At 60.9% G+C, this 22,875-nt stretch carries 21 protein-coding genes and 1 other RNA gene; 18 read left to right on the top strand and 4 right to left on the bottom strand.

All coding sequences use genetic code 11. From position 1 onward, the window contains the following. The 3 genes from SR908_RS01920 to SR908_RS01910 are packed head-to-tail and all read right to left on the bottom strand — an operon-like array spanning window position 1 to window position 2,772. Entirely contained in the window at window positions 1-594 is a 594-nt protein-coding gene (locus SR908_RS01920) for a phosphoheptose isomerase (RefSeq protein WP_040241789.1), read from the bottom strand. Between the two features lie 20 nt (window positions 595-614). Continuing rightward, window positions 615-986 (bottom strand): YraN family protein, encoded by a 372-nt coding sequence (locus SR908_RS01915; RefSeq protein ID WP_246922964.1) that lies wholly within the window; start codon window positions 984-986, stop codon window positions 615-617. Continuing rightward, window positions 967-2,772 carry a penicillin-binding protein activator gene (locus tag SR908_RS01910; RefSeq protein ID WP_246922961.1) on the bottom strand — a complete coding sequence of 602 codons (1,806 nt, stop codon included), beginning with the start codon at window positions 2,770-2,772 and terminating at the stop codon, window positions 967-969. Before SR908_RS01910 ends, SR908_RS01915 begins: the two co-directional genes overlap by 20 nt. A gap of 165 nt (window positions 2,773-2,937) precedes the next feature. Here SR908_RS01910 and rsmI point away from each other — a divergent pair, with 165 nt between their 5' ends. The 17 genes from rsmI (at window position 2,938) to lpxC (ending at window position 21,820) form a co-directional block, all read left to right on the top strand. Beyond that, window positions 2,938-3,798 carry a 16S rRNA (cytidine(1402)-2'-O)-methyltransferase gene (gene rsmI / locus SR908_RS01905; RefSeq protein ID WP_246922957.1) on the top strand — a complete coding sequence of 287 codons (861 nt, stop codon included), beginning with the start codon at window positions 2,938-2,940 and terminating at the stop codon, window positions 3,796-3,798. Window positions 3,799-3,864: 66 nt separating this feature from the next. After that, window positions 3,865-4,218, top strand: an RNA gene (gene rnpB / locus SR908_RS01900) — RNase P RNA component class A. Window positions 4,219-4,315: 97 nt separating this feature from the next. After that, window positions 4,316-5,311: a 16S rRNA (cytosine(1402)-N(4))-methyltransferase RsmH gene (gene rsmH, locus SR908_RS01895; protein ID WP_246922954.1), complete on the top strand. Its 996-nt coding sequence runs from the start codon at window positions 4,316-4,318 to the stop codon at window positions 5,309-5,311. Window positions 5,312-5,319: 8 nt separating this feature from the next. Continuing rightward, window positions 5,320-5,646: a cell division protein FtsL gene (gene ftsL / locus SR908_RS01890; RefSeq protein ID WP_246922951.1), complete on the top strand. Its 327-nt coding sequence runs from the start codon at window positions 5,320-5,322 to the stop codon at window positions 5,644-5,646. Further along, window positions 5,643-7,355 (top strand): peptidoglycan D,D-transpeptidase FtsI family protein, encoded by a 1,713-nt coding sequence (locus tag SR908_RS01885; protein WP_246922948.1) that lies wholly within the window; start codon window positions 5,643-5,645, stop codon window positions 7,353-7,355. The genes ftsL and SR908_RS01885 overlap by 4 nt, the downstream gene beginning before the upstream one ends. Beyond that, a complete protein-coding gene (locus tag SR908_RS01880) occupies window positions 7,355-8,884 on the top strand; it encodes a UDP-N-acetylmuramoyl-L-alanyl-D-glutamate--2,6-diaminopimelate ligase (RefSeq protein ID WP_246922945.1) in 1,530 nt (509 codons plus the stop codon). Before SR908_RS01885 ends, SR908_RS01880 begins: the two co-directional genes overlap by 1 nt. Next, window positions 8,881-10,239: a UDP-N-acetylmuramoyl-tripeptide--D-alanyl-D-alanine ligase gene (locus SR908_RS01875; RefSeq protein WP_246922942.1), complete on the top strand. Its 1,359-nt coding sequence runs from the start codon at window positions 8,881-8,883 to the stop codon at window positions 10,237-10,239. The genes SR908_RS01880 and SR908_RS01875 overlap by 4 nt, the downstream gene beginning before the upstream one ends. A gap of 9 nt (window positions 10,240-10,248) precedes the next feature. Then, complete coding sequence (mraY, locus tag SR908_RS01870) at window positions 10,249-11,331, top strand: phospho-N-acetylmuramoyl-pentapeptide-transferase (RefSeq protein ID WP_246922926.1); 1,083 nt, start codon at window positions 10,249-10,251, stop codon at window positions 11,329-11,331. A 1-nt stretch (window position 11,332) separates the two neighbouring features. After that, window positions 11,333-12,700, top strand: a complete 1,368-nt coding sequence (gene murD, locus SR908_RS01865; RefSeq protein WP_246922923.1) for a UDP-N-acetylmuramoyl-L-alanine--D-glutamate ligase — start codon at window positions 11,333-11,335, stop codon at window positions 12,698-12,700. Then, entirely contained in the window at window positions 12,694-13,878 is a 1,185-nt protein-coding gene (gene ftsW / locus SR908_RS01860; protein ID WP_246922920.1) for a putative lipid II flippase FtsW, read from the top strand. Before murD ends, ftsW begins: the two co-directional genes overlap by 7 nt. After that, entirely contained in the window at window positions 13,878-14,963 is a 1,086-nt protein-coding gene (gene murG / locus SR908_RS01855) for an undecaprenyldiphospho-muramoylpentapeptide beta-N-acetylglucosaminyltransferase (RefSeq protein ID WP_322527380.1), read from the top strand. Before ftsW ends, murG begins: the two co-directional genes overlap by 1 nt. Window positions 14,964-15,013: 50 nt before the next feature. After that, a complete protein-coding gene (gene murC / locus SR908_RS01850; protein WP_246922917.1) occupies window positions 15,014-16,426 on the top strand; it encodes a UDP-N-acetylmuramate--L-alanine ligase in 1,413 nt (470 codons plus the stop codon). Then, the gene (locus tag SR908_RS01845; protein WP_246922915.1) at window positions 16,423-17,367 is read left to right on the top strand and encodes a D-alanine--D-alanine ligase; all 945 of its coding nucleotides are present in this window, start codon (window positions 16,423-16,425) and stop codon (window positions 17,365-17,367) included. Before murC ends, SR908_RS01845 begins: the two co-directional genes overlap by 4 nt. A 7-nt stretch (window positions 17,368-17,374) precedes the next feature. Further along, window positions 17,375-18,097, top strand: a complete 723-nt coding sequence (locus SR908_RS01840) for a cell division protein FtsQ/DivIB (protein ID WP_246922912.1) — start codon at window positions 17,375-17,377, stop codon at window positions 18,095-18,097. A gap of 201 nt (window positions 18,098-18,298) precedes the next feature. Continuing rightward, window positions 18,299-19,570: a cell division protein FtsA gene (ftsA, locus tag SR908_RS01835; RefSeq protein WP_040241758.1), complete on the top strand. Its 1,272-nt coding sequence runs from the start codon at window positions 18,299-18,301 to the stop codon at window positions 19,568-19,570. A 38-nt stretch (window positions 19,571-19,608) separates the two neighbouring features. Then, window positions 19,609-20,793 (top strand): cell division protein FtsZ, encoded by a 1,185-nt coding sequence (gene ftsZ, locus SR908_RS01830; RefSeq protein ID WP_097022964.1) that lies wholly within the window; start codon window positions 19,609-19,611, stop codon window positions 20,791-20,793. 115 nt (window positions 20,794-20,908) lie between these two features. Next, complete coding sequence (lpxC, locus tag SR908_RS01825) at window positions 20,909-21,820, top strand: UDP-3-O-acyl-N-acetylglucosamine deacetylase (protein WP_246922909.1); 912 nt, start codon at window positions 20,909-20,911, stop codon at window positions 21,818-21,820. A gap of 79 nt (window positions 21,821-21,899) precedes the next feature. Here lpxC and SR908_RS01820 read toward each other — a convergent pair whose 3' ends face one another. After that, window positions 21,900-22,361 (bottom strand): DUF721 domain-containing protein, encoded by a 462-nt coding sequence (locus SR908_RS01820; protein ID WP_097022962.1) that lies wholly within the window; start codon window positions 22,359-22,361, stop codon window positions 21,900-21,902. Between the two features lie 68 nt (window positions 22,362-22,429). Between SR908_RS01820 and SR908_RS01815 the strand changes: the two genes are divergently transcribed. Then, a complete protein-coding gene (locus SR908_RS01815; protein WP_097022961.1) occupies window positions 22,430-22,804 on the top strand; it encodes a hypothetical protein in 375 nt (124 codons plus the stop codon). The last annotated feature ends 71 nt before the right edge of the window (window positions 22,805-22,875 follow it).

Below are 22,875 nucleotides of genomic sequence, written 5' to 3'. Positions count from 1 at the left end.
TTATTCGGTGCTGCCAAACAGTTGTTGATCGATGAGATCGCATAGGCAATGTATTGCGAGCAAATGCACTTCCTGAATGCGCGCCGTAGAGGTCGAGGGGACGCGAATTTCGCAGTCGTCTTGTCCAAGCAGTGATGCCATGTCGCCGCCATCGCGACCCGTCAATGCCACGATATGCATGTCGCGATCATGTGCGGCCTGAATGGCCTGGACTACGTTGGCCGAGTTACCACTCGTGGAGATTGCCAGCAACACGTCGCCGGGCTGACCCAAGGCGCGTATCTGCTTGGAGAAAATCTCGTTATAGCTGTAGTCATTGGCAATCGAGGTAAGTGTCGAGGTATCGGTCGTCAGAGCCAGTGCCGGCAGGCTGGGGCGCTCGCGCTCGAAGCGATTGAGTAGCTCGGAAGAGAAGTGCTGACTGTCGCCGGCGCTACCGCCATTGCCACAGGCCAGAATCTTACCTTCGCTGACGAGGCATTGAACCATCATCTGGCTGGCAACTTCGATGAAGGCCGGCAGGACCTCGCTGGCATAGGTCTTGGCATCGATGCTGGCGTTGAAGTGGCCGAGTATACGTGATTGAAAATCCATGGATAGAGGCCTTGCTTGGGTCAAAAGGCGTCGAATGCCGAACGAATCCACTCGAACGACACGTTGGGTGGCGTGCCGGTGACGCCTACGACGTCGAAACGACACATACATGATAGCCCGTTGCGATGGAGATAAAAACGTGCCGCGCTGACCAGGCGACGCTGCTTGGCGGCGGTCACGGTCTCGAGGGGGTGACCATGGCTGGTATGGGTGCGGTGCCTCACCTCGATGAATACCAGTGTCTCGCCGTCGCGCATGACGAGATCGATCTCGCCGCGCCTGGCATGCTGGTTGGTATCCACCAACTGCAAACCATGCGTGGTCAGCCAGTCGGCGGCGCGACGCTCCATCTCAAGGCCGCGCCGCCGTGGGTCATGGGTCGAGCGTGACATTGTCGATGTCCAGGTCGGACCCACCGGTCAGTAGTGGCGCGGGCACGCCTGACTGGAACTGAGCCCAGGGCAATGTGCGCTGAATCCGTCCGTCGTCGCGTGCCTGAAGCGTTCCGGTGGCACCGAAGACTTCCAGCGAGTGTAGTGCCTGAATCAGAGGTAGACGACGTGCTAGTTCGTAGGCGTCGACGCCCATGGCATTGAGCTTGAGCAGACTAGGATCATCTTGGGCGTCGAGTTCGCGATAGGTGGAGTAAAACGGCAACGCTTCTTCGCCGCCGGCCGCGGCGTCCGGTATCAGCCAGGGGATATCCATGAACATCACATCGTTGAGGTCATGGTCGGCGCGCGGTTGGGGTTGGCCGCCATAAACCTGGGACGTCGCGTAGACGGGGAGGTCGCCTGCGTAGTAATAGTCCAGCGTAGGTGGTACTTGGCGTGCATAGCTAGGCAATGCCACGAGGAAGAGCATATCGATATCCTCGTTTCCACTACGTTTGCCGTCGGCGTTCAGCAGGCGTTTCGTCGCCTCGCTGACGGGGCCCTTGGGGTCATAATGCACGACGGCATCGAGCTCGCCATCCCGTTCTTCCCAGTGCGTACGGAAAGCCTTGAAGACGCGTTCGCCCCATGCGTTGTCGGGAATCAGCGCGGCCGCCTCGTGATGGCCATCCATGCGTGCACGCTTGGCGGCTTGACGCGCCTCGTCCTCGGCCGATAGTCCGTATTGGAATAGTTCGTCCGCTTGATTGCGGTCGTGTTCGCCGTAGTTGAGGGCCAGCGTCGGCAGAGCGACATCATCGCGCTGCTCGAGTTGCGATACCAGATCCTTGTTGAGCGGTCCGAGCACGACCTGTGCACCGTCCATGGTGGCTTGTGCGTAAAGGGCCGCGAGATTTCCCGCGCTACTGTCGTAGTACGTCAGTTGTGGTGTCTGTTCGCCCTGGTTGAGGGCAACCGTGTGGCGTGTCTCGATGCCTTTCTTGATCGCTTTGGCCACGTTCGCCAGCGGGCCGGACTCCGGGAGGAAGATGGCAATGTGCTTGACGTCGTTGCCGCGCAGGTCCTTCAGTGCAGAGAGGTCACTAGGCAGGCGGCGGGCAGCGGGATGGTTGGCGTAATCCGAGCGCCAATCGTCCAGTGCGTCGGTGAGGCGGGACATGTCACCGCCACTTTGGCGATATAGCCGTGCGAGCTCGACCCAGCCTTGAGTGAGAGAGCCGCCTTGATCCTCCATACGGTCGAGTGTGGCCTCGCTCAACCGCGACAGTGGTGTCCAGATGTCGTCGTTGAGTTCGAAAGGGGCCTCGTCGCGTTGCAGGCCGATCAGGGATTCCGCCGCCGCACGCGATTCGCCCACCAGTGTCAGGGCCAGGCCGCGACGATGGCGTAATGTCTGCTGTGCGTCGCGTGGCATGTCATCGATATCGCCGAGTATCTGCGTGGCTGCCAGAGCGCTTCGGCCATCTTCCTTGCGCAGGCTGAGATCGGAGATGAGAAGAGCGCGATCGATGCGATCCTCGCGCGTTAGTTGCGACGCATCGAGGTCGCGGGCGACGTCAAGCGCCTGCTCGTCCTCGCCTTGCCGTGTTAGGATATGGGCCGCTTGGAGCCTGCTCTGTGCTGCCTGCGTAGCGGATTGGCCTTGGGCCTTATCGAGCAGTTCACCGGCGCTGAGGCCTTGCATGGCGGGTCGTGTATCGCTGGGCCCCGGGCCGCTGGCGCACCCGGCGAGTAGTAGGGCGATCAAGGCGAACCCGAACAGGCTGCGCAACGATTTGGGCATGATGTCATTCCTTTATGGCGGTGTGACTCGGACGGTTCCCTGTTCCGGATTATGTCTGACGCATGCTGAGACTGGCGCCGGCCGCATGATCCAATGGTGCGTGGCGCTGGCGACATGACACGACGCAAGTTATCCAATAGAGCGTCGCAACCGGGATATTAACGAATGAGCGAAGGATGTGAAGGGGCATTGTACGTGGTCGCCACGCCGATTGGGAATCTCGAGGATCTGAGTCCTCGCGCGGCCCGTCTGCTCGGTGAGGTATCCTGGGTGGCTGCGGAGGATACGCGGCACAGTGCACGCTTGTTGCGTCATCTGGGAATCGACAAGCCGTTGGTTTCGCTGCATGAGCACAATGAAGCATCGCGGGTGACGGCGCTGCGCGATGCGCTGGCCTCCGGTCAGGATGTGGCGTTGATCAGCGATGCAGGGACGCCGCTGATCTCCGATCCTGGCTTCGTGGTGGTGCGGGAGCTGCGTGCGAGCGGCCATCGAGTCATCCCGGTGCCCGGGGCCTGTGCGCTGGTCGCGGCGTTGTCGGCGGCCGGTTTGGCGACGGATCGTTTTCTCTTCGAGGGGTTTCTACCCGCCAAGGGAGGCGCGCGACGTCAGCGCCTCACGGCTGCGCTCGAGCGCGAAGAAACCCTCGTCTATTACGAGTCGCCGCATCGCATTCAGGCGACACTTCAGGATATCGCAGCACTATTTGGTACGCGGCGCGTGGTTCTGGCGCGGGAGTTGACCAAGACGTTCGAAACATTTCTCGATGCCGATGCCGAGACATTGTTGGCGCGCATGCGCGAAGACCCTAATCAGGCGCGCGGCGAATTCGTGATCATGGTGGCAGGCGCTGAGCCTCGGGATGACGAGACACAAGCCCTGGCCGAAGGCGAGGCATGGCTGGCAGCGATGCTCGCCGAAGGCGTCGGCGTCAAGGCCGCGGCGACGGTTGTGGCCAGCCGTCTCGGGGGGCGCAAAAAATATTGGTACCAATGTGCACAGGCCCTCAAGGACAGCGGTGCATAACAATGTGCCCTTGCGGAGTTTGGGCGCTTGAGGGGCCTGCGAGGGGCTGTTATTCTTGCGCGCTTGGGAGCCGGCCGGACAGTCGCCGCTGCGTATTGCGTGGGGGAGGAAAGTCCGGGCTCCATAGGGCAGGGTGCCAGGTAACTCCTGGGCGGCGTGAGTCGACGGAAAGTGCAGCAGAGAGTAGACCGCCTAAGCGGGCTTTGGCCCGCCGGTAAGGGTGAAAGGGTGCGGTAAGAGCGCACCGCGCGCCTGGTAACAGTGCGTGGCAAGGTAAACCCCACCCGGAGCAAGACCAAATAGGAACCCAAAGGCGTGGCCCGCGCTGGGTTCGGGTAGGTTGCTTGAGGGCCGTGGTGACGCGGCCCCTAGAGGAATGGCTGTCCTCGACAGAACCCGGCTTATAGGCTGGCTCCCATTCGAATTTCAGATCTCCGGGTCTGTGCGCGTCATGCCGCGACGTCTGCCTTCGGGCGGCCCGATACAGCGGCGGCAGGCCCCAATGCCCGAGTGATTCATGCAGCATCGTGACAATCCCGAGAAGGACCCGCTTTCCGATACGCCGAGTGCTGTTGATGGTCGGGCGGTTGATTACCGACACGCGAGTGTGTTGCTCGACGGTGCGGTAGACGCACTGATCACCGACCCCGACGGCTGCTATCTGGACGGCACCTTCGGTCGCGGTGGGCATTCCCGCGCGATCCTCGAACGGCTATCTCCACAAGGACGCCTGTTGGCTATTGATCGCGACCCGGCGGCGCTTGCTGAAGGCGCCGCGCTGGATGACCCGCGCTTCTCTCTTCAATACGGCCGCTTCGCCGAGCTGGATGGCATCGCCCGCGACCATGCGCTGCACGGTCGCTTAGGGGGTGTGTTATTGGATGTCGGTGTTTCATCGCCACAGCTTGACGATCCTTCGCGTGGCTTCAGTTTCTTGCGCGATGGCCCGCTCGACATGCGTATGGACCCTACCCAGGGAGAAAGTGCCGCCGACTGGTTGGCTCGTGTCGCTGAGCGCGAAATGAGCGATGTCTTCAAACGTTATGGTGAGGAGCGCTTCGCGCGCCGCATTGCCAAAGCGATCATCGCGCGCCGCGCCGAGCGACCGATCACGCATACCGAAGACCTGGCGGAGCTCGTCAAGGCCGCGCACCCGGCCTGGGAAAAAGGCAAACACCCCGCGACGCGAGTGTTTCAGGCGATTCGCATTCATATCAACGGCGAGCTCGAGCAGCTCGAGGCCGCGCTCGCCGCCGCACTCGAGGCGCTGGCGCCGGGTGGGCGTTTAGTGGTGATCAGTTTCCACTCCCTGGAGGATCGGCTGGTCAAACGCTTCATTCGTGACCAGGCACGTGGCGATACGCACCTGCCACGCGACTTCCCGATTCGCGATACGCAGTTGAATCGACGCCTAGCCATGGTCGGCAAGGCGAGCCGTCCCGGGGAGTGCGAGGTGGCCCTCAATCCTCGCGCGCGCAGTGCCGTGATGCGCGTGGCCCAGAAACTCGACTGAGGTTCGTGATGGCGGCTCAAGGACGAAACACCACGCTCAAGATCGGCTGGCCGTTCGCCAGTCGCTTGCGTTGGCGCCATGTCATCCTGCTGATTCTGATTGGCGTGATGCTGATCAGCTCGTTGGCGTCCATTGCCAGCACCCACCTGACGCGTGTGCAGTATGCGCGTTTTCAAGAGCTGGAAAGCGAGCGTGATAGCTTGCAGACCGTCTGGGGACGGCTGCTTCTTGAAGAGAGCACCTGGTCGGCGCCGGCACGGGTCGAGGATATGGCCGTCGAACGCCTGGAGATGCGCGTGCCCGACGTCGATGACGTCGAGGTCATTCGTCCATGAGTCGCGAGCGTCGATCCACCACGAGGCGCCGTTCGCCGAATAACGGGCCGATGGGCCGTGGACGTTACTTTTTCTTGCTGGGCATCGTGATCATCGGTCTGAGTGCTCTGGTCGGGCGTATTGCCTATCTCAATGTCATCGACCGAGACTTTCTGCAGAACCAGGGGGATGCGCGCACGCTGCGCGTCGAGCCGATCAATGCGCACCGTGGAATGATTTCCGACCGCAACGGCGACCCGCTGGCGATCTCCACGCCGGTAGTGACGCTATGGGCCAATCCCCAGGAACTGCCTTCCGACCCGACCCAACTGGAGACGCTCGCGCGCGCCTTGAAGATGGACCCCGATACGCTCGAAGCGCGTGTCGAGCGTTATTCCGAGCATGAGTTCATGTATCTGCGGCGGCGCATGACACCGGAAGCGGCAAAGCCCGCCCGCGAGCTCGATATACCCGGCGTTTACGCCAAGGACGAGTACAAGCGTTATTACCCCTCTGGCGATGTCGCCGCGCAATTGGTGGGTGTCACCAATGTCGACGACCATGGCCAGGAAGGCTTGGAGCTGGCCTACGACGATTATCTCAGTGGCCAGCCTGGCAAGCGGCGTGTGCTCAAGGACCGCAAGGGCCGCCTGGTGCGCGATCTACACTTGCTCAAGGATGCCAAGCCGGGAGGCGATCTGACGCTATCGATCGACCTGCGCTTGCAGTACATGGCGTACCGTGAATTGCAGAAATCCGTCGACGCTCATGATGCCGACGGTGGCTCCCTAGTGATGATGGATGCGCGAAGTGGCGAAGTCCTGGCGATGGCCAACCTTCCATCCTATAACCCCAACAATCGCACTTCGATCGACGTCAATGGCTTGCGCAACCAGGCGGTGACCGACGCTATCGAGCCGGGGTCGGTCATGAAGCCTTTGGCAATGTCGGCGGCGCTGGCGACGGACAAGATCAGCCCCGATACGGTCATCGACACCTCGCCGGGATGGATGGTCATCGATGGATATACGATCAGCGACTTTCGCAATTACGGCAAGCTTACCCCCGGGGGGATTCTGCTGCATTCGTCCAATATCGGGATGTCCCATATCGCCTTGAAGCTGGATAAGGACACTATCTGGAAGCAATACCAAAGGCTGGGGCTGGGGCAAGCCCCGGGGACCGGTTTTCCGGGTGAAGGCAGCGGCAGTCTACCGCCCTTGAGTGGCTTGTCGCGCAGTGCTCAGGCGTCCATGGCTTATGGCTATGGGGTCGCGCTGACGCCTTTGCAGCTTGCCAGTGCGTACACCGCGATCGCCAACGACGGGCGACGTCTGCATCCCTCGTTGTTGAAGCGCACCTCGGCTCCGATCGGTGAACAGGTCATGTCACCGACGATTGCGCATGAGTTACTGGGCATGCTGGAGAAGATCGTTCAGCCCGATGCCGGTGGCTCACGTGCGATGGTGGAGGGGTACCGCATAGCGGGCAAGACCGGTACGGTTCGCAAGGTGACCGCTGGGGGCTATCAGCAAAAAGCCTATCGTGGCCTGTTTGCGGGTATTGCGCCGGTTTCCGACCCGCGCATCGTGACGGTGGTGATGATCGACAATCCCAAGGGAGACGAGTATTACGGTGGTCTGGTGGCGGCACCGGTCTTTGGCCGTGTGGTGGGCAAGGCGCTGCGTCTTCTCGATGTGCCCCCCGATAAACAGGAGACTTCCGAGTGATGGAAATCGATACGCAACGTTTGGCGGATACCCTGGCGTTGCTCTGGCCATCGCATGCCACGACCGCGCTGCTCGATGGCTGGCGTCCTGCGCTATCCACTTGCGTGGTGACGCTCGACAGTCGTGAAGCGGGCCCTGGCGTGCTGTTCGTGGCCGTGGCGGGAGCACATGCCGATGGGCGCGCCTTTATCGAGCAGGCGCTGGCGTCCGGCGCGGACGCGGTCCTCTACGATACGGACGCCATGTCGGAAGATATTCCCGAACAGGATGCGCGCGTGTTTGGCGTGCCAGGTCTGCGCGGGCGCCTCGGCGAGTTGGGGCGTTATCTGTTCTGTGTCCCCGAGACGCTGGAGCTGATTGGCGTAACCGGCACCAACGGCAAGAGTTCGGTCACCCATTATATGGCTGCGCTGTCGGAATCGCTGGGTACGGCGACGGCGGTGATCGGTACCTTGGGCGTTGGACGTCCGGGGCGGCTCGAGCCCGGCGCATTGACGACGCCGGGGCCGTTGGCGCTTCAGGCGTCATTGGGAAGTCTGGGCGCGCAGGGTGTCGAGCGCGTCGCCATGGAGGTCTCATCGCATGCGCTCGAGCAAGGGCGTGTGGTCGGGTGCCGGTTCCGTGCGGCGGTGTTCACCAATATCAGCCGCGATCATCTCGATTATCACGGCAGCATGGCGGCCTACGCGGCGGCCAAGGCACGCCTGTTCAAGCATCGTGAGTTGTCGCTGGCGGTGGTCAATGGCGATGATCGCTTGGCGCCATTGATGCTGGCTGGCCTTCCCAAGAGTGTGCGTGTGCTCGCCACGGGGTGCGATGAAGCCACTACCTTGCGTGTCATCGACTGGTTTCCGCATGCGCTCGGGCAGCGTGCCTTGATCGCGACGCCGGAGGGTGAGCGTGAATTGGAGCTGTCGCTGCTGGGGCGTTTCAATCTCGACAACGTGCTCTTGGCGATGGCGACGCTCTATGGTCTGGGATGCGACTTGGCTGCGTTGTTCGACGCCGCCGCGCAGCTTGCGCCGGTGCCTGGGCGCATGCAGCGTCTGGTCGCGGATGGTGCGCCGACGGTGGTGGTCGACTATGCGCATACGCCGGAGGCGCTGAGCAACGCTCTTGACGCGTTACGTGCGCATGTCCCCGCTCAAGAGGGGGCCAAGCTATGGTGCGTTTTTGGGTGCGGCGGCGATCGTGATCGTGGCAAGCGCCCGCTGATGGCGCAAGCTGCCGAGGCGCTGGCCGACCGCCTGGTGATCACCGACGACAACCCACGGGGCGAGCCGGCGGCATCGATTCGTGGCGAGATCGTGGAGGGGCTCTCGAGTACTGGCCAGGCTCGCACGCAATGCGTGGCGGGACGTGGCGAGGCGATCGAGCGTACCTTGCAGGACGCCAATGCGGACGACATCGTGCTGATCGCCGGCAAAGGGCATGAAACCTATCAAGATATCGACGGCCGGCGTTATCCGTTCAGCGATGTCGAGGTGGTGCAGGCCGCGCTTGAGCGACGTCGGGAGCATGAGGCATGAGCGCGACGACGCTACGCGACATCGCGGGTTGGCTGGGGGCACCTCCCCCCGAGGTAGACGCCGAGGCGGTGCAGGTGGTGAGCGATACGCGTCGAATCGTACCGGGCGACGTCTTCTTGGCCTTGGTCGGCGAGCGCTTCGATGGCCATGATTTCTTGGAAGAGGCACGCACCAAGGGAGCGGTCGGGGCGATCGTATCGCGTCCCATGGCGACTCCCTTGCCCCAGATCGAAGTCGCCGACACGCGTCTGGCACTAGGTATGCTGGGGCGCGTTCGTCGGCGCGCCTGGTCGGGAGAAGTGGTCGCGGTCACTGGTAATAGCGGCAAGACCACGGTCAAGGAAATGCTCGCGTCGATCTTGTCACGTTCGCAGCCGACCCTCGCCACGCGCGACAACCTCAACAATGATATCGGCGTGCCGCAGACGTTACTGGCGTTATCGCCAGAGTACCGCCGCGCGGTCGTCGAGGTGGGGGCCAATCACTTGGGCGAGATCGCCTGGACGTCGGCGCTGGCGCGTCCCGATGTGGCGGTGATTACCAATGTCACGGGGGCGCATATCGGTGAGTTCGGTGGTCTTGGCCAGATCGCCCAGGCCAAGGCGGAAATCCTTCAGGGATTGTCGGCCTCTGGCGCCGCCGTGCTCAATCGCGACGACCGGTTTTTTCCACTGTGGCGGGAACTGGCCGGCGAGGCTGAAGTGTTCGATTTCGGGCTCGATGCCACGGCGCGGGTGCGTGCCCAGGCGCTAGCCTGTGACGATGCCGGGCGTTATGCTTTCACGTTATCTGTGGATGGCGAGCCATTGGGCCGGATCCAGTTGGCTTTATTGGGGCGCCATAATGTGCTTAATGCGCTGGCCAGTGCGGCAGCAGCATGGGCGCTGGGCGTTTCGGGCGCCGATGTTGTCGCCGGGCTCGAGGCCTGCAAGGCAATGGCGGGCCGTATGGCGTGTGTGCCGGGGCTGCGTGGTTCGCGCCTGCTGGATGATACCTACAATGCCAACCCCGGTGCGGTCCATGCGGCCCTGACGGTGTTGGCCGATATGCCCGCGCCCCGCTGGTGCTTCCTGGGCGCCATGGGGGAGCTGGGCCGCGATAGCGAGCGCTTGCATGCTGACTTGGGCCGCGCTGCGCGGGAACTGAAGATCGACTTTCTCGGCACGTTCGGTGCCGATGCCCGCGCTGCGGTGGCGGCATTCGGCGATTCGGCGTGTCATTTCGATGATTGGGCGACGCTTGTGCGTTATGCCCGCGACCATCTTCCCTCTGGGGCCAGTGTGCTGGTCAAGGGGTCGCGCAGTGCCGGTATGGAACGCTTGATTGCCGAACTGCGCACGGATGCACCAAGGTGAACGCGACTCATGCTGCTTTTCCTGGCTGACTTATTGGCGAATTACCAAAGCGCCTTCAACGTTTTCAATTACCTGACCCTGCGCGTGATCCTGGGCACGCTGACCGCCCTCATGCTGTGCCTGTGGTTGGGGCCTCAGGTCATCAAGCGTCTGGTCGAACGTCAGATCGGCCAAGCGGTGCGCGACGATGGGCCGCAATCGCATCTTTCCAAGGCTGGTACGCCGACCATGGGCGGGGCGATGATTCTCATCGCCATCGCCATCAGCACCCTGCTCTGGGGAGACCTGACCAACCACTACGTCTGGTTGGTGTTGGCCGTGACGCTTGGTTTCGGTGCCATCGGTTGGGTCGACGATTACCGCAAGGTCGTGGAGAAAAATCCACGCGGCTTGCCAGCACGCTGGAAGTACTTCTGGCAATCGGCCATTGGCCTCGGCGCGGCGGTCATCTTGTATCTCACGGCGGCCAGCCCCGTTGAGGTCAGCCTGATCGTGCCATTGTTCAAGGATGTCGTGGTACCGCTAGGGCTTTTCTACATCGTCTTGACCTATTTCGTCATCGTGGGCAGCTCCAATGCGGTCAACTTGACCGATGGGCTCGACGGCCTAGCGATCATGCCGACCGTGCTCGTTGCCATGGGGCTGGCGATCTTCGCTTACGCAAGCGGTAACACCGTCTTCGCACAATACCTGCATATCCCTCTGGTGCCGGGGGCCGGCGAGCTCGCCGTGTTCTGCGGTACCATCGCCGGAGCGGGGCTAGGCTTCCTGTGGTTCAATACCTATCCGGCGCAGGTATTCATGGGCGATGTCGGGGCGTTGGCCCTAGGCGCCGCGCTCGGGGTGGTGGCCGTCATCGTGCGTCAGGAAATCGTGCTGTTCATCATGGGCGGGGTATTCGTGATGGAAACCGTCTCGGTCATGTTGCAGGTGGGCTCCTACAAGCTGACGGGGCGACGTATTTTTCGCATGGCGCCCCTTCATCATCACTTCGAACTCAAGGGCTGGCCCGAGCCGCGCGTGATCGTGCGTTTCTGGATTATCACGGTCGTGCTGGTCTTGATGGGGCTAGCCACGTTGAAGATTCGCTGATATGGCCAAGGTGCCCCCTGGATATACGCTAATCATCGGGTTGGGTGTCTCCGGCCAAGCGATCGCGCGGCATCTCACCCGTCAGGGAGTGCCGTTCATGATCGCCGATACGCGCGAGATGCCTGCAGGCCTGGAGACTTTTCGCGCGGCCTATCCGGACGTCGAGGTGATGTGCGGCCCGCTGCAAGCGCTGGATATGGGCGAGGCGCTTGAAATCGTGGTCAGCCCTGGGGTTGATTTGCGCACGCCGGGGCTCGTCGAGTACGTGAATGCCAAGGGTGAAGGCCCACACGTGGTCGGCGAGATTGCGCTTTTCGTGCGTGCGTGTCGCGCGCCGCTAGCTGCGATCACCGGCTCCAATGCTAAATCGACGGTGACCACTCTGCTTGGTGATATGGCACGGGAAGCAGGGCGTCGCGTTGCGGTCGGGGGGAATCTCGGTACACCGGCACTCGACTTGCTTGCCGAGGCTCCGGACGCCGAGCTGTTCGTGCTCGAACTCTCAAGCTTCCAGTTGGAAACCACTGCTTGGCTGAGTGCCGAAACGGCGGCGTTTCTCAATCTTTGCGAGGATCACCTGGATCGTCACGGCGACATGGATGGCTACCGAACGGCGAAGCAGCGTGTCTTTCGCGGCGCGCGGCATGCCGTCGTCAATGCTGATGATGCTGCTACATGGCCTGATACTGATGTGCGCGAAGTGGCGCGATTTACCACTCAAGTCCCTTCTAGCAACGATTGGGGCATCGCCGAGCATGATGGGGAATCCTGGCTCGTGCATGGCGACACACCTCTGATGTCGACGCGTAGTGTGCGCATGCCCGGACGACACAATCATGCCAATGCCCTGGCGGCGCTAGCGATGGGGGCACAATTGGGCTTACCGCTGATGGCGATGCGTCGTGTCCTCGAGCGTTTCCCTGGCTTGCCGCATCGGGGCGAGCTGGTCACCGAACGTGATGGCGTGCGCTGGATCAACGACTCCAAGGGCACCAATGTGGGCGCGACGTTGGCGGCGATTGACGGGGTCGGGCCGGTGCTCGAGGGCCGACTGGTTCTATTAGCGGGTGGCGACGGTAAGGGCGCCGATTTCACGCCGCTGGTTGAGCCGCTGATGCGTTATGCACGCGAGGTGGTGGTGTTCGGACGCGATGCTCAGCGCCTTGCGCATGTCATGTCAGGGCGCGTTCCGGTTACCCGAGTTCCCGATCTCGACGCGGCCATGCGACGGGCGCAGGTCATCGCGTGCGCCGGTGATGCCGTCATGCTGTCGCCCGCGTGCGCAAGCCTCGACCAATTTCCCCATTACATGGCGCGTGGGGATGCCTTTCGACAGTGGTTGACGCAGGGCGGAGCGACGACATGCTAGCGCGTTGGGAAAAACGACTTTCCACCCAAGGGCAGGCGACTGACGGGTGGTTGCTGCTGGCGACATTCTCGTTGTTGCTGGTGGGCTGGATCATGGTGACCTCGGCGTCGTCTGAAATCGCGACCAGTCTTACCGGTAACCCTTATTACTTCAGCATTCGTCATGGTGTGTTCGTGCTCTGCTCGATCGTGCTCGGGCTCGTGGCGCTGTGTATACCGCTTGAGCGCTGGCGTTCCTGGGGGCCCGGTTTGCTGTTGTTGGGTATCGTGCTTCTTATCGCGGTGCTGCTTATCGGTCACGAAGTCAATGGCAGCAAGCGTTGGATCCCCTTGGGCATTGTCAATATCCAGGCGTCGGAAGTCGCCAAGTTGTGTCTCATCGTTTACTTCGCCGATTATTTACAACGTTATCTCCCCGAAGTGCGCCGCGATTGGGGCGCCTTCTTGCGCCCGTTCGTGGTGCTCGGGGTGTACGTGGCACTTTTGATATTCGAGCCGGATTACGGGGCCGTCGTAGTGATCGGCGGTTGCATGATGGGCATGTTGCTGATGTCGGGAGCGCCGCTGGGGCGCTTCGGTTTCGTCATGATCGTGGTCGTGGTCGCCGGGGGATTGCTGGCCGTGGCCGAGCCTTATCGCCTGGAGCGCATTACCAGTTTTGCCAATCCCTGGGCCGATCAGTACTCCAGTGGCTATCAGTTGACACAAGCATTGATCGCCTTCGGGCGTGGGCATTGGCTGGGCCTTGGGCTAGGAAATAGTGTCCAGAAGCTATTTTATCTGCCTGAGGCGCACACCGATTTCGTGTTCGCGGTCCTGGCCGAAGAGTTAGGACTTGTGGGTGCCGTCGCCGTCGTCTGCTTGTTCGCGCTGCTTATCTTTCGCGGGCTTCGCATAGGGCGCAAAGCTGAATTGCGTGGCTGGGCCTTTTCCGCTTACCTGTGCTACGGCATTTCACTGGTGTTCGGGGCACAGGCATTTATCAATATCGCCGTCAGTACGGGCATGCTGCCCACTAAAGGGCTGACCTTGCCGCTATTGAGCTATGGGGGCTCCAGCTTGGCAGTCAGCAGTGTCATGGTCGCCTTGTTGCTGCGCGTCGATGCCGAGATGCGAGCCAAGACGCGTGCCACTCAGGCGGCACGCCAAGCGAAGAAACAAGAACGAGGAGAGCGCTAGTGCCTCATCAGCAAGTGTCCCGTGTTCTGATTATGGCCGGCGGGACCGGCGGTCATGTGGTGCCTGCGCTATCACTGGCCAAGGCGCTGCGCGAACGCGGTGTCGTGGTGGAATGGTTGGGCAGCCCTCGAGGAATTGAAAATCAATTGGTACCGGCGGCCGAAATTACCTTGCATCGTGTGCAAGTGTCCGGCCTGCGCGGCAATGGGATCGTCGGATGGCTATTGGCCCCATGGCGTCTAGCCAAAGCCATCTGGCAGGCACGCCAAGTGATTGCCACATTCGATCCGCAACTAGTAGTCGGGTTGGGCGGTTTCGCCAGCGGCCCCGGCGGGCTGGCCGCCTGGTTGATGCGGCGGCGCTTGATTATTCATGAACAAAACGCCTTGGCTGGAATGACCAATCGCTATCTGGCGCGTCTGGCTGATCGCGTCTATGCCGCATTTCCGGGTGCGTTCGGCGAGCACCAGGCCAAGGTAGTGGGAAATCCCGTACGCGATGACATCGCCACGCTGGGCGAGACACCGCGCGATGTCGAGACGCTTCGCGCGCGTCCTCTGCGATTGTTGGTACTGGGTGGCTCATTGGGCGCGCAGGCACTGAATGTCAATGTGCCCCGGGCCGTGGCGCAGTTGCCAGAGGCTCATCGCCCCGAAGTGCGTCACCAAGCGGGACGCGACAAGGAAACCACGACGCAAGCGGAATACGCCGAGGTGGAGGTCAGCGCCGAGGTTAGTGCCTTCATCGACGATATGGCAGCGGCCTATGATTGGGCGGACTTGATTGTCTGTCGTGCCGGCGCCTTGACGATCGCCGAGCTTGCTGCGGCGGCCAAGCCCTCGGTATTGGTGCCGTTTCCGCATGCCGTCGACGATCATCAGACACTCAACGCGCGGCAATTGGTCGATGCCGGAGCCGCGCGTTTGATGCCGCAGGAGCAACTGACGGCGGCGAGTCTCGCCGAGACGTTGGCGGCACTTCTCGAACCCGAGACCTTGGCTACCATGGCGGTCGCGGCACGCTCCGAGGCGCGTTTGGAAGCGGTCGAGCGCCTAGTGGCGGGGTGCATGGAGGCAAAATATTGATAGCGAATAACGTTTCCGCTCCAACTCGTCCGAACCGCACTGGGTTGGGCATGCGCCGCATTCACAATATCCATTTCGTGGGCATCGGTGGTGCCGGCATGTGCGGGATCGCAGAGGTGTTAGCCAATCAGGGCTATACGGTCAGCGGTAGCGATCTGCGTGAGTCGCCCGTCACGCAGCATCTCCGTGATTGCGGCATTCGCGTGTGCATCGGGCACGTCGATGAGCATGCTCAGGGTGCCGATGTTCTGGTCGTCTCTACGGCAGTCGACACCGAGAATCCAGAGATTCGCTGGGCACGTGAGCATCGTATTCCCATCGTCCGGCGTGCGGAAATGCTTGCCGAGTTGATGCGCTTTCGGCATGGCATCGCTGTGGCGGGAACGCATGGCAAGACCACCACGACCAGCCTGACGTCGACGCTACTTGGCGAGGGTGGGCTCGACCCGACTTTTGTGATCGGCGGCAAGCTGACCAGTGCCGGCACCAACGCGCGCCTGGGCGAGGGCGATTACCTGGTGGCCGAGGCCGACGAGTCGGATGCCTCGTTCCTGCATTTGCAACCGATGGTCTCGATCGTTACCAATATTGATGCCGACCATATGGCGACCTACGGGGGCGACTTCACACGGCTCAAGGATACCTTCCTGGAATTCTTGCATAATCTGCCTTTCTACGGGCTGGCGGTGCTGTGCCTCGACGATGACAACGTGCGTGGTTTGATTCCGCGCATCCAGCGTCAATTCGTCACCTACGGTTTCGCCGAGGATGCCGACTACCGGTTGTGCGATTTCGTCCAGCGCGGTGGCGTAGTGCATTTTACCGCTGAGCGTCCGCCAGGTATGGCGCCGCTCGAGATCCAGTTGGGCATGCCGGGGCGCCATAATGCCCTCAATGCGCTGGCGGCGATCGCCGTGGCCAGCGATGCGGGGGTCGACGACGCGGCCATTCAGCGCGGTCTGGCACACTTTGCCGGTGTGGGGCGGCGTTTCCAGGTGCATGGGCAGTTCCCAGCGCCGGCTGCCGAAGGCGAGGTCATGCTGGTCGACGATTACGGCCATCATCCGCGTGAGGTGGAAATGGTCATCGACGCGGTGCGCGCGGGCTGGCCCGAGCGTCGCTTGGTCATGCTGTACCAGCCACATCGCTATTCGCGTACGCGAGATCTGTACGAAGATTTCGTGCGTGTACTCTCGGGCGTGGATACGCTGTTGCTGCTGGATGTCTACAGCGCCGGGGAGGCGTCGATTCCGGGGGCGGAGGGCCGGACATTGGCTGGGTCGATTCGTCAACGTGGCCAGGTCGACCCGCTATTCGTCGAAAGCAAGCAAGAGCTACCGGCGTTGTTGTCACGCGTGCTGCGCCCCGACGATATTCTGATCACCCAGGGCGCCGGTGATATCGGTGGGATCTCGTTGCGTCTGGCCGGTTGTCGGTTACATCTGGATGGAATGGAATTATGAATGACAGCGTGACGAACGAGGGCACGAAGCGCCTGCATCCGGGGCGCGTCGTCGTGGTATACGGTGGCCGTTCTGCCGAACGTGAAGTGTCGCTACTCAGTGGCCGCGCGATCCTGGCATCGCTCAAGCGTAGTGGCGTCGACGCCCACGGGTTCGATTTCGCCGGTGGAGGATTGAGTGGGCTAGAAGCGCTGGCGCCGGAATGTGTCTTTATCGCCATGCACGGCCGTGACGGCGAGGATGGCTCTTTACAGGGTGCCTTGGAACTACTGGACATCCCCTATACGGGCAGCGGTGTGCTGGCCTCTGCGCTGGGTATGGACAAGGAGCGCACCAAACAGTTCTGGCGTGCCCATGGTCTACCCACGCCGGAAAGCGTCATGCTGGAAGGTGCGGTGGATTGGGATGCGGTCATCGAGACCCTCGGATTGCCCTTGATCGTTAAACCGGTGCATGAAGGCTCGACCATCGGGATCAGTATTGTCGATACACGGGAAGAGTTGATCGCGGCGCATGCTGAGGCGGCACGCTTCGATAACGCCATCATGGCCGAGCGTTTCGTGCAGGGCGAGGAATATACCGTGTCGCTGCTTGGCGACGAGGTATTGCCGGCGATTCGCGTCGAGGTGCCCAGTGGCTTCTACGATTACGAGGCCAAGTATCATTCCGACACCACGCGTTATCTATTGCCGTGTGGTCTCGAGGCCGACGATGAACGTACGCTGGGCGAGCTGTGCCGCCGCGCATTCGAGGTGATCGGCGGCAGTGGCTGGGGGCGTGTCGATGTGATGCGCGATGCGCAGGGACGTTTCTGGCTACTCGAGGTCAACACGGTGCCGGGCATGACCGATCATAGCCTGGTGCCGCAAGCGGCGGCGCATGCCGGTCTCGACTTCGATGCGCTGGTGTTGCGGATTCTCGACACCACGATCGGCGAGTGACGCGAGAATGAAGGAGGCCGGTTTGCGCGGTGCCTTGTTAGGTTTGATCCTGTTCGTTGTTTTGCTCGGTGCTGGCGGGCGTACGTTGTGGATCTGGCTCGACCGGCCCATAGAGCGGGTTTCCATCGGCGGCGACCTGCATTATGTCTCGGCGGCCTATTTGCAGCGCAATCTCGCCCCCTTGGTCAGCGGTGAAACCTGGTTATCCATCGATCTCGACCAGGTGCGCGACAAGGCTCGCGATATCGATTGGCTCTCTGAAGTAAAAGTCTCGCGAGAATGGCCGGATGCCTTACGCTTCGAGCTTTTCGAACAAACACCGGTCGCACACTGGAACGATGACAAGCTGCTCAATACGCATGGCGAGCCTTTTTCACCGGGGCCGGTCGATGACTTCGATAAACCTTTGCCGGATCTAGCGGGCCCCAAGGGTAGTGGGCCTGAAGTATTGGCATACCTTGACTCGTTACTACGCCGTCTGGAGACCTTGGACTTGCGTGTGACACAGTTACGGTTGGAGGACCGTGGCGCTTGGCGCTTTCAGGTGAATGACAGTGTGTGGGTTATCCTGGGGCGTACCGATCTCGCATCTCGTCTGGCGCGTTTTACGGCGGCCTGGCAACGACAGTTGGGGACGCAGGCGTCGCAAATTCGCTACATTGATTTACGCTATCCCAATGGTGTTTCCGTCGCTTGGCATGGACAGACAGAAATAGATGCGACAGAGTAACGGCGCAGTTGCCTTTTTCGGCGCCAGGCCACGAAATCCGGGCGACGGGGGTTTCCCTTTTCGAAAAAATCACCGTATTCTGAGGCCGGTTTCATTTGCTGGGTGGTGATGTAAAGTCACATGTTCCTATAATTGGCCCAGCGCGTTTTTATAGATCAATGAATTTCAAACCCAGTGCAGTTCGAGGAGTGACCCCGACCTATGGCAGGACAATCCAATGCTTCCAACATGGTGGTCGGGCTGGATATCGGAACGTCCAAGGTAGTGGCTATCGTCGGCCAGCCTTCCGATGATGGAAGCATCGAGATCGCAGGTATCGGCTCGCACCCCTCGCGCGGTATGAAAAAAGGGGTCGTCATCAATATCGAGTCGACCGTGCAGTCGATCCAGCGTGCCGTCGAGGAAGCCGAGTTGATGGCGGGTTGCGATATTCACTCGGTGTATGTTGGCGTGGCGGGTAGTCATATCAGCTCGATGAATTCCGACGGTGTCGTGGCCATCAAGGAGCGGGAAGTGACCCCCTCGGATATCGATCGTGTCATCGACTCGGCCCGCGCACGTGCTATTTCCGAAGGACAGCGTATTCTTCATGTGTTGCCCCAAGAATTCGCGATCGACAACCAGGAAGGTATCCGTGAGCCCATGGGGATGTCGGGTGTCCGTCTCGAGGCGCGGGTTCACCTGGTCACGGCGGCATTGAATGCCGTGCAGAACATCGAAAAATGCGTGCGTCGCTGCGGCCTGGAAGTCGATGACATCATACTGGAACAGTTAGCCTCCAGTTACGCGGTATTGACGGAAGACGAACGCGAGCTGGGTGTGTGTATGGTCGATATTGGCGGCGGCACCACCGATATCGCCGTGTTTACCGAAGGGGCCATACGCCATACGGCGGTGATTCCCATCGCGGGTGACCAGGTGACCAATGACATCGCCATGGCATTACGCACGCCAACGCAGTACGCGGAAGACATCAAGGTCAAATACGCTTGCGCGCTGACCCAGCTTGCAAGCAGCGACGAAATGATCAAGGTTCCCAGCGTGGGAGACAGGCCGGCACGCGATCTTTCTCGCCAGGCGTTGGCCGAAGTAGTCGAACCGCGCTATGAAGAATTGTTTACATTGGTACGCGAAGAATTGCGGCGTAGCGGCTACGAAGATCTCGTGGCGGCCGGTGTGGTGCTAACCGGCGGTACGTCGCGCATGGAGGGTGTCGTCGAGCTGGCCGAAGAAATCTTTCACATGCCCGTGCGCATTGCTTATCCCCAAAACGTTCGCGGTCTCGCCGATGTCGTTCGTAATCCGATTTATTCGACGGGAGTGGGTTTGCTACTCTACGGTATGAATGATGCCAAACGTAATGCCGTCGTGTCGGCTCAGCCCCGTAGAGAAGAGGCTCATACCCGACGTGGACAAAGGCAGGAGCGCTCGGGGTTGGAAAGGATCAAAGGTTGGTTTAAAGGAAATTTCTGAGAGGGCCGTACAAGTAGCGGTCACAGGAGACGGGGCTTATGTTCGAACTGGTAGATAACGCACCTTCTAGCAGCGCGGTTATCAAGGTGATTGGCGTCGGTGGTGGCGGTGGTAATGCCGTCAACCACATGGTCGAAAGCAATATCGAAGGCGTCGAGTTCATCTGTGCCAATACCGACGCTCAGGCGCTAAAACGCGTCGCTGCCAAGACCGTTCTTCAGCTCGGCAGCGAGATCACCAAGGGGCTGGGGGCTGGAGCCAGTCCCGAGGTCGGTCGTCAAGCGGCGACGGAAGACCGTGAACGGATTGCCGAGCTACTGCAAGGCGCCGACATGGTGTTTATCACGGCCGGCATGGGTGGTGGTACTGGTACCGGTGGCGCGCCCATCGTGGCACAGGTCGCCAAAGAGTTGGGTATCCTGACCGTGGCGGTAGTGACGCGTCCGTTCCCCTTCGAGGGGCCCAAGCGCATGCGGGCCGCCGAAGAGGGCATGGAGGCGCTGTCCGAGTATGTCGATTCGCTGATCACCATCCCCAATGAGAAGCTGCTCGCGGTGCTTGGCAAGAACGCGAGCCTGCTGTCGGCATTCAGTGCCGCTAATGATGTCCTGCTGGGTGCGGTCCAAGGGATCGCTGAGCTGATTACCAGTCCTGGCATCATCAACGTCGACTTTGCCGACGTGCGCACCGTAATGTCTGAGATGGGCATGGCGATGATGGGGACCGGTGCGGCCACTGGCGAAAATCGTGCACGTGAAGCCGCCGAAAAGGCCATCCGCAGCCCCTTGCTGGAAGACATCGACCTGCATGGCGCGCGCGGCATCCTGGTCAACATCACGGCGGGGCCGGACCTTTCCATCGGTGAGTTCAACGATGTCGGGGCCACCGTGCAGGAGTTTGCTTCCCAAGACGCGACGATCGTGGTTGGGACGTCCATCGACATGGAATTGTCCGACGAATTGCGCGTCACCGTGGTGGCAGCGGGTCTCGAAGGGCTCAAGGAAAAGGCGGCAGTCGCCACGCCGCAGCGTGAGACGGTTGCGGCGGCACGCAGTGCCGAATCGCCCGATTATCGCAAGCTTCAGCAGCCAACGGTCATGCGTCAGCAGGCTGCCAAGGAGCAGGATGAGTCGGCTAAGTCCAGGCAGGAGTCGCGCCGTAAGTCGCAAGAGCTAGACGACTACCTGGATATTCCGGCGTTCTTGCGCCGTCAGGCCGATTGATCGGACGACATGCTGGGCGCATAGGCGTGGCCAGGCGACATTTTTTTGTTGAAACGTTCGTTCGGTGTTATAGTGAACAGCGTTTCATAACGATTTCCAAGCTTGGCTTACGCCCATGATTAGACAACGTACATTAAAGAATACTATCCGTGCTACTGGTGTGGGTCTGCACTCAGGTGAAAAGGTCTACCTGACGCTGCGCCCCGCGCCGGTCAATACTGGCGTCGTCTTCGTACGTACCGATCTCGACCCGGTGGTACAGATTGCCGCCAACGCCGAATACGTGACCGATACGACGCTTTGTACCGCGCTGTCGCGTGACGGCGTCAAGGTGGCAACGGTAGAGCACCTGATGTCAGCATTTGCCGGTTTGGGGATCGACAACGTCTTCGTCGAGCTCAGTGCCCCGGAAGTGCCCATCATGGATGGTAGCGCTGGACCGTTCGTCTTCTTGATTCAGTCGGCGGGCATCGCTGAACAAGGTGCGGCCAAGAAGTTCATCCGTATCAAGCGTGAGATCGTGGTTGAAGAAGACGACAAGGAAGCGCGCTTCTTGCCGCATAACGGTTTTAAAGTAGCGTTTGCCATCGACTTCGACCATCCGGTCTTCGCGCACCAGAAGCAGACAGCAAGCGTCGACTTCTCGACGACTTCGTTCGTGAAGGAAGTGTCCCGCGCGCGTACTTTCGGGTTCATGCGTGATCTGGAGTTCCTGCGCGCCCAGAACCTGGCGCTTGGCGGAAGCCTGGATAATGCCATCGTTGTCGATGATTACCGTATCGTGAACGAAGGTGGTTTGCGCTATGAAGATGAGTTCGTCAAGCACAAGGTGCTCGACGCCATTGGCGATCTGTATCAGTTGGGGCATAGCCTCATCGGTGAATTCCGCGGCGTCAAATCTGGCCATGGCTTGAACAACAAGCTATGTCGCGCCTTGATGGCTCAGCAGGACGCTTGGGAAATCGTGACCTTTGAAGACGAGACGCAAGCAGCGCCTATCTCGTATGCGGCGCCAGCGTTAGCCTGATAGTCGCACTGAGTAAGACCAAGCTTTTATTGACGCCGACCGATAGGTCGGCGTTTTTTATGGGGTGCGACACGGCTGTCTAGGTGTCGTCCGGGGCATGGGAAGCCAGGCGCGCCAGCGCTTTTTTTAGCTTGGGGTCCGTGGTGTCATCTGCGCATGCCTTGAGATGGTGCGCGGCCTCGGGAGAAAGCGCACGTGCCTGGAAGGTGGGCGCCTTGAGAGGTTGTACGGGGCGGACCTTGAGATTGAGCGCGAGTACGGCTTCGAATTCGGGAAGTTGGCGCAGCAGCGTGAGGAGACGTTGGCGTTCGTAGCGTAACCACGTCAGCCATACGGCGCCATCGGTGATGAGGGTCAGGGCGCCTTCCCGGTAGCCACCGACATAGACGTGTTCGGCGATTTCGGCGGGAAGCCCGGCGCGTAGGTGCTGTTGGGCCCGCTGCAGCAGTGTTGCCATACGTACCACCGATCCCAACTCGCCGGATCCGTCGATGAGATGGTGGATGGACTGGGCTCGGAAACGCTTAGCCTTTATACTCATGGGCTTGCCCGCGCGAAGGAAAGCAGAATGTCTGCGCAATCTACCATGAGCCGGAGCTCGTCGATAGCATGACCAGCGCTACGCACCATAGCTCAACGCCGCCGCGTCGCGTTCGCACGCGCCACCGTGCGCAATGGTGGCTTGCCGGTCTGTTGGTCGGGTGTCTATTGCCGGCGGGGTTGATGCACTCCGATGCATTGCGTATAGCAGGGCGGTTGACGCAGATATGCCTGATGGCGCCGGAAGCCATTCGTGCCCAATCGCATCGTGTGGCGCGGCGCAAGCGACTGTTGGACACTGGGCGACGTCGCCCCCGGTCTCCTCGCCTGTGGCGATTGCCGCAGCGCTTCTATCATGTATTGAGCGTAGGGTTGGACGTCCTCTCGCGTCGAGGTCCACCACACAGTGTCTGGTTCCGAGATATCGGGCGACTAGCCGCCTGATATCGACGTCGGTCCCGCGTCGATGCGGTGGCCGATATGACGTTTTAGGCACTTTTGGATTTCAGGATCTC

The organism is Chromohalobacter canadensis (genome assembly GCF_034479555.1).
Taxonomy (GTDB): Bacteria; Pseudomonadota; Gammaproteobacteria; order Pseudomonadales; family Halomonadaceae; genus Chromohalobacter; species Chromohalobacter canadensis.
The sequence above is the reverse complement of the archived record's forward strand: the minus strand, read 5'-3'. Positions and strand labels throughout refer to the sequence as shown.